Annotated in this window: 8 protein-coding genes; 6 read left to right on the top strand and 2 right to left on the bottom strand. The window is 42.9% G+C overall.

Going from position 1 to position 6,288, the window contains the following annotated elements; genetic code table 11:
• Positions 1-247: 247 nt before the first annotated feature.
• Positions 248-670, bottom strand: coding sequence for a helix-turn-helix domain-containing protein (locus F6K53_RS34650; RefSeq protein ID WP_293029446.1), 423 nt, complete (start codon positions 668-670; stop codon positions 248-250).
• A 55-nt stretch (positions 671-725) separates the two neighbouring features.
• Between F6K53_RS34650 and F6K53_RS34645 the strand changes: the two genes are divergently transcribed.
• The 5 genes from F6K53_RS34645 to F6K53_RS34625 all read left to right on the top strand — a co-directional run bounded on the left by F6K53_RS34645 (position 726) and on the right by F6K53_RS34625 (position 4,397).
• Positions 726-953 (top strand): hypothetical protein, encoded by a 228-nt coding sequence (locus tag F6K53_RS34645; protein WP_293029442.1) that lies wholly within the window; start codon positions 726-728, stop codon positions 951-953.
• Positions 954-1,052: 99 nt separating this feature from the next.
• Entirely contained in the window at positions 1,053-1,679 is a 627-nt protein-coding gene (locus F6K53_RS34640; protein WP_293029438.1) for a type I restriction endonuclease, read from the top strand.
• 769 nt (positions 1,680-2,448) lie between these two features.
• Positions 2,449-3,471: a GAF domain-containing protein gene (locus tag F6K53_RS34635; protein ID WP_293072051.1), complete on the top strand. Its 1,023-nt coding sequence runs from the start codon at positions 2,449-2,451 to the stop codon at positions 3,469-3,471.
• A gap of 151 nt (positions 3,472-3,622) precedes the next feature.
• Positions 3,623-3,934, top strand: coding sequence for a carbon dioxide-concentrating mechanism protein CcmK (locus F6K53_RS34630; protein ID WP_075900807.1), 312 nt, complete (start codon positions 3,623-3,625; stop codon positions 3,932-3,934).
• A 106-nt stretch (positions 3,935-4,040) separates the two neighbouring features.
• The gene (locus F6K53_RS34625; RefSeq protein WP_293043736.1) at positions 4,041-4,397 is read left to right on the top strand and encodes a carbon dioxide-concentrating mechanism protein CcmK; all 357 of its coding nucleotides are present in this window, start codon (positions 4,041-4,043) and stop codon (positions 4,395-4,397) included.
• Between the two features lie 125 nt (positions 4,398-4,522).
• On the opposite strand, the gene F6K53_RS34620 is transcribed toward F6K53_RS34625, so the two are convergent.
• Positions 4,523-4,789, bottom strand: a complete 267-nt coding sequence (locus F6K53_RS34620; RefSeq protein ID WP_293029426.1) for a hypothetical protein — start codon at positions 4,787-4,789, stop codon at positions 4,523-4,525.
• Positions 4,790-5,125: 336 nt separating this feature from the next.
• Between F6K53_RS34620 and ahcY the strand changes: the two genes are divergently transcribed.
• Positions 5,126-6,288, top strand: a 1,163-nt coding sequence (ahcY, locus tag F6K53_RS34615) for an adenosylhomocysteinase (protein ID WP_293083830.1), incomplete at its 3' end; no start/stop codon positions are given.

Below are 6,288 nucleotides of genomic sequence, written 5' to 3'. Positions count from 1 at the left end.
GGGAGATAGGGAGATAGGGAGATAGGGAGATAGGGAGATAGGGAGATAGGGAGATAGGGAGATAGGGAGATAGGGAGATAGGGAGATAGGGAGATAGGGAGATAGGGAGATAGGGAGATAGGGAGATTTTTGCTAATACAGGGGTTTTTACCCTAATGAGGTACACAGGATTGTATCTCTGTTCCCTATTCCCTATTCCCTTTGAGCAATTTAGGTATCCCAATCTCAATACTGAACAGCTGACCCATCACGCTGAAATCACCTCAAAATCAGAAATAGTCTCAATCCAAACCCGTGCTCCACACTTAAGGGGATCATCTGGACGATACATCACCCGACAGGGGCCATTGACCTCCACCGTATGACCGTAAACATTTTTAGAGCCTCGCTTCACCGTAATCACAGGATTCCGGTCCCCCGTCTTGAGATTGTTGCGAATCACCCTCTGGTTAACATGAATCACTGTCTTAGTGTACTCTGTACGCTTTGACCAGTTCCGTTTTGGTCCGCGAGTGCCAGGGGTGACCACCGGCATACCATCAAACAAAGGAATCACCCAAGTTCTGCCCACCTTATAAGCCCCTTTAACTCTGCCCTTGCCCAGAAGGTAACGGACGCGAGTAGCAGAAACACCAAGTAATTCAGCGGCTTGTGCGGTGGAAATCATCATGGCCAATAAACCATTGCTTTAACGATATTATTATAATAACACGATTTTCCATAAAATGCCAGGATTTGGTGAAACTATTGCATTGTCGCCATTTCAGATGGTGTGGGGTGTGGGGTGTGGGGTGTGGGCGCGGGAGGAAGAGGGTGCTAAAAAAAACTATTGCATTGTCACAATCTCAAGTAGTGGGGCAACTGGGATTAGTGAGATTAATGGGATTAGTAAGATACAAGGGTTCCAAAAAACTATTGCATTATCGCAATTTAAAGAAGAAGCTGATCGCTGATCGCTGAATACTTACGAAAATTGCTATAAATAAATCAGGGACTGTGTAATCACTTATGTGCGATTAATTAAACTCTAAATTATAAATTTTCAACTACCCATGGTTCAAACAATTCCTGCAAAAGAGATTACCTTACGTCAATTAAGACACAGATTCCACCTAGAACGAACGGATGATGAACATTTTTTCCGAGAATGGCAAGACGAGTTACCGGAACTGACGGATTTTGAGAAACAATTGCTAGGGCAAGTTAAAGAAGAATATCTGTACTTATCTGAGTCTCCGTTATTGGAAGTGATCTTGAAAATGGTGATAATATCGCCATTACTCAGACTAGCGGGATTTTATCGTCATCCCTTTGAAATTACAGCAGAGAAAGAAGTTAAAATCACCTCCGAAGATGAGGGTATGATTGTTACTGGACGTATTGATATTCTGATTTTTCACCCAGAATTCTGGGTTACTGTTATTGAAGCAAAAGGAACAAAATATGCCTTGGCAGCGGGAATTCCCCAAGTCTTAGCGTATATGTTGGCTAATCCTAATCCAGAGCAATCTATCCTGGGGTTTATCACCAATGGAAATGAGTTTAAATTCCTAAAGATGACAACCCACAAGCCACCTAAATATGCTCAATCCTATACATTCGCTCTTGAGAACAAAGATGACCTTTACACTGTTTTGAGAATATTAAAACGTATTAACCAAACCATCCAAAATCCCTAGTCAGCTTCCAGCTATCAGCATATTGAGAGGGTTTTCCAGGATAACTGATCTACTCGCGCTCCTCAGCTAAATGTCTAAGTTTTCCTGGATGATTTAACTGACTGCTCAGAAGCAGTTGATGTAGCCTCGGCGAGGATATTAGCTGACTGCTTACACTTCCTGAAAAGGACTTTACCTTTTTCACAAAAAGCACTATTATACAAATACTGCTGCCCAGAGCTTACTGGAAGCAGCAGGTGATAGCCAAACAAAAGAACCGATTATCTGTTTATTGATCAGGTTATTGATCAGGTGTGACAGCTGTATACCAACTATGGTATCTTCACCATGGTGGTAATGGGGGTAAGGGTAACTAGACGATGTGGCTGATACCGTGACCGTCATCAAAAACTTCCAACCCTAAGAGGTTATTAGAAAGCACGGTTAATTGCCTAGTAACATCTAACGGAATACACTGCTGAAAGCAGCAACTAGTTTGTTAAAACTACCTAGAGAGTCTAGTTAACTGATGGGATGAACCTATTAGAGACTTAGACCATTGACATCAAATGTCCAGAATATCGATAAAAAGCCATAGATTGAGATCAGGGACTGGCGTTTAAAAAAATACCAATTAAAGTAGGGTGGGTAACCTAACTTAATCTATAAAACTGAAAATAAACCAACTTTTTTTGCCTATCCGAAAAGCTAAAAACTGGTATTTTATATTTTGGCTACTCCCTAATCAGTTGGAGTTGAGATAAGCAGCTTTCCCCAAATCAAAAAAAGAATGGACAAATTATATAGTGTACACCCTAAGTATCTCGAAACAGTCAAATTAGTTTGGAAGCGTAAGCGTCGGGGAAGAGATATAGACCTAGCTAATAAATTAGATTTATCCTTGCCCATTGTTAATCTTTTTCTGATCGGAAAGCCCATTAAAGGTCTTTTCTTTGTAGAAATTTGTCAAGCATTGCACTTAAATTGGCGAGAAATTGCTGGTTTAGATTTACTGGAAACTCAGGTAAAATCCTCAGAGATTGAAGTAGATACCAGTGAAGTAGATACCGTAGATACCAGTGATGGGATTGGCCGTAGGCCAGGCTACGGGAATACAAAACCAAAGCCTATCGAAGAGGTAAACACCGTTGATGACGCTTTAGGGGATTTAGTGGATACCCTCAAAGAAATGTTACGTCGCCTCACCCGAAAAGCGGGAAATATACTAAAAGCAGACCGCACCAGTATTTTTTTACTGGATGAGCATAGTAATATCCTCGGTTCCATTGACGCTGATGATGGGAAAGGTGGCTCCCTAGTCATTGATATTCCAGCAGATAAAGGAATTGCTGGTGCAGCTGCTACCTCCGTAAGCATTATTAATGTTCCCTTTGATGTCTATGAGGATCCACGCTCTGAAGAAGCGAAAAGAATCGACCAAATTACCGGTTACCGAACCTATACTATGCTAGCTTGGCCGGTGTTGAATCAGCAAAAAAATTTAATTGCTGTGGTACAATTAATTAATAAGTTAAAGCCAGACAGTAATCCAAAGGATGAATTGTATGAAAGAATTGATCTAAAGGGGTTTACCAAAAGAGATGAAGAACTGTTGGCTCAATTTACTCCTTCAATTCTGAGAAATTTAGAACGATGTCAGTTATGTTTCCAACTAGCCCGTAAACTTTGGGTAAATTCAGAAAGCAAATCAGGGATTATCGATCCCTATAATCAAAAACTAATTACTGAACTCCAGGAGAAAGAAAAACAGGTGCGCAAGAGCCTAAAAAAACTAACCAAACTCAACTTCTAGTAATTGTTAATTTTTAGGGTAAAATTTAAATATTTTATAATAGTTTAAATTTTAAATGTTAACGTTTTAGGCAAGCTAAGATATATTTTGCCTAATAACTCCAGTACAATCAGATTTAACAAACTTTTCGTGTTGACCGGAGTAGAACACAATGCCAGTAGCAGTTGGAACCATTGAGACCCTAGGTTTTCCAGGGGTACTTGCCGCAGCAGACGCCATGGTCAAAGCAGGGGCAGTGACACTGGTATCCTATGATAAATCTGAGAAAGGTCGGTTTATGGTTAGCGTCCGTGGTAAAATATCGGAGGTAAACGTCGCGGTAGCAGCTGGTCTGGAAGCCGTAGAGAAAACCTATGGTGCCGAGGTGACAGCTTACTATATCATTCCTAACCCTAATGAAAATGTGGACACAGTGCTGCCCATCCACTACACCAGCAAAGTCGAAGAGTTCCGAACATTTTAAACCAATAGGCTTAATCGCTATTTGTCAGCATCGGTAGCGAAGATTCGTACAATAGTTCCTGAGTTTAAAATAATTAAACAAATTCAACAAAGTAAGGAGTTTGGCTATGTCCACAGTGGCGGTTGGATCTCTCGAAACCAAAGGCTTTCCTGGTATACTCGCAGCAGCAGATGCTATGGTGAAAGCTGGTAGGGTTACCTTAGTAGGCTACATCAGAGTTGGTAGCGCCCGCTTCAATATCAATATTCGAGGGGATGTTTCGGAAGTAAAAGCAGCTATGGATGCCGGTATTGCAGCCGTCGAAAAAGCCCATGGCGCTACCCTGGAATCCTGGGTAATCATTCCTCGTCCCCATGAAAACGTCGAGTGTGTTCTGCCCATTGCCTATACTGAAGCCGTTGAACAGTACCGAGAAGCCGTGGAAAATCCCATCATCGGGCCGGGGAACGGTTTGCCTCGTTAAGCTTTTTGGTTGGTTTTAGCTAAGCCCGCACCAAGCCCAGGTCTGACCGGATAGGAGAGCGGTTGTTGAATGCGGGTTGAAGCTACATTTGTGTTAGAACCGGGTCCGGTTAACTATGTCAATAATCATGCTACTAATCCTGATGGTTGCACTTCCACAGGAACCACTGGCAAATCAACCCGCACTTTCTGAGCTTGGGGCTGTGCTGCTTGCTCTAATACTTCTACCTCAATATTAACTGCCACTAGATAAGAACCAGTTTGATCTGCCACAGCTTGGGCAATCAAACCAGCAAAGTCTGGCCGTTCTGCCGTAATGGGATCTCGTGACGTACACTGCTCCCATTGGTAGTCGGCATTGGGATTGATGCTCAGGATATAGTGCTTCTTCATGGGGAAAAACCTTGATTAGGGGTTTACATCAGATCAGCTAACCGTCAACTCGCTCTCTTGATTATAGTACAAATATACTAATTTAGGAGTGATCAGTAGTCAATCCTAAGAGGCCTTGCTGCCATTGAGTTTCCTATATCCTTCAGAAAATCGCCAAATTACTACATCAAGGGATGTAATTAGCACTCGTTAAAGAGATAAATATGTAAAATATCTTCAAAATCAGCAGGTTTAATCAGAATTTTGATAAAGCTTGCCCATCCGGTGGAACTTTCAAGGGACACGTTAAACTAATCAAGGCTAAACTAAAAAACGTTAACTAAAACACAAAACCTGATGATTGCAACTGCGACTAGGATAAAACACGAAGTTAAAGACCTGTCTCTGGCACCAAAAGGAAAGCAGCGGATTGAATGGGCTGGACGGGAGATGCCAGTGCTCAAGCAAATTCGAGACCGCTTTGCCCAACAAAAGCCTTTGGAAGGAATTCGTTTAGTTGCTTGCTGTCACGTTACTACGGAAACTGCCCATTTAGCGATCGCACTCAAGGCTGCTGGTGCTGATGCTGTCCTAATTGCCAGCAACCCTCTGTCAACCCAAGATGATGTGGCGGCTAGCTTAGTGGTTGATCATGATATTTCTGTATTTGCCATCAAAGGGGAAGATAACGAAACCTATCACCGCCACGTTGAAATTGCCCTGGATCACAAACCAAACATTATAATCGATGATGGTAGTGATGTTACCGCCACTCTGGTAAAAGATCGCCAACACCAGCTCAGTGATATCATTGGTACCACCGAAGAAACCACCACTGGCATTGTCCGTCTGCGGGCTATGTTCAATGACGGTGTCTTGACATTCCCGGCAATGAATGTTAATGATGCTGACACCAAACACTTCTTTGACAATCGCTACGGTACTGGTCAATCTACCCTTGATGGTATTATCCGCGCCACCAACGTGTTGCTAGCTGGTAAAAACGTGGTTGTGGTCGGTTATGGCTGGTGTGGCAAAGGCGCAGCACTTCGAGCCCGGGGACTGGGAGCCAATGTCATTGTTACTGAAATCGACCCCACTAAAGCCATTGAAGCTGTGATGGATGGCTTCCGGGTAATGCCGATGGCAGAAGCTGCTCCCTTAGGTGACTTGTTTATCACAGTTACTGGTAACAAGCACGTGATTCGCCCTGAGCATTTCGAGGTGATGAAAGATGGAGCAATGGTGTGCAACTCCGGTCACTTCGATATTGAAATTGACCTCAAGTCCTTAGGGGAAATGGCAACAGAAGTCAAAGAAGTACGGAACTTTACCCAAGAGTACTGTTTGAAAAATGGTAAATCCGTTGTAGTACTGGGTGAAGGACGCCTGATTAACCTGGCAGCAGCTGAAGGTCATCCCAGTGCGGTGATGGACATGAGCTTTGCTAACCAAGCTTTGGCCTGTGAATACCTAGTCAAGAACAAAGGATCCATTGAACCAGGTTTACACTCCATCCC

Source organism: Moorena sp. SIO4A1 (assembly GCF_010672065.1).
GTDB lineage: Bacteria > Cyanobacteriota > Cyanobacteriia > Cyanobacteriales > Coleofasciculaceae > Moorena.
This window is presented reverse-complemented; position numbering and strand designations above follow the sequence as displayed.

Bases quoted from the DNA above. Each gene is read 5' to 3' on its own strand.
- F6K53_RS34650 (WP_293029446.1), bottom strand. From the start codon at position 670: ATGATGATTTCCACCGCACAAGCCGCTGAATTACTTGGTGTTTCTGCT.
- F6K53_RS34635 (WP_293072051.1), top strand. From the start codon at position 2,449: ATGGACAAATTATATAGTGTACACCCTAAGTATCTCGAAACAGTCAAA.
- F6K53_RS34640 (WP_293029438.1), top strand. From the start codon at position 1,053: ATGGTTCAAACAATTCCTGCAAAAGAGATTACCTTACGTCAATTAAGA.
- F6K53_RS34620 (WP_293029426.1), bottom strand. From the start codon at position 4,789: ATGAAGAAGCACTATATCCTGAGCATCAATCCCAATGCCGACTACCAA.
- F6K53_RS34625 (WP_293043736.1), top strand. From the start codon at position 4,041: ATGTCCACAGTGGCGGTTGGATCTCTCGAAACCAAAGGCTTTCCTGGT.
- F6K53_RS34645 (WP_293029442.1), top strand. From the start codon at position 726: ATGCCAGGATTTGGTGAAACTATTGCATTGTCGCCATTTCAGATGGTG.
- F6K53_RS34630 (WP_075900807.1), top strand. From the start codon at position 3,623: ATGCCAGTAGCAGTTGGAACCATTGAGACCCTAGGTTTTCCAGGGGTA.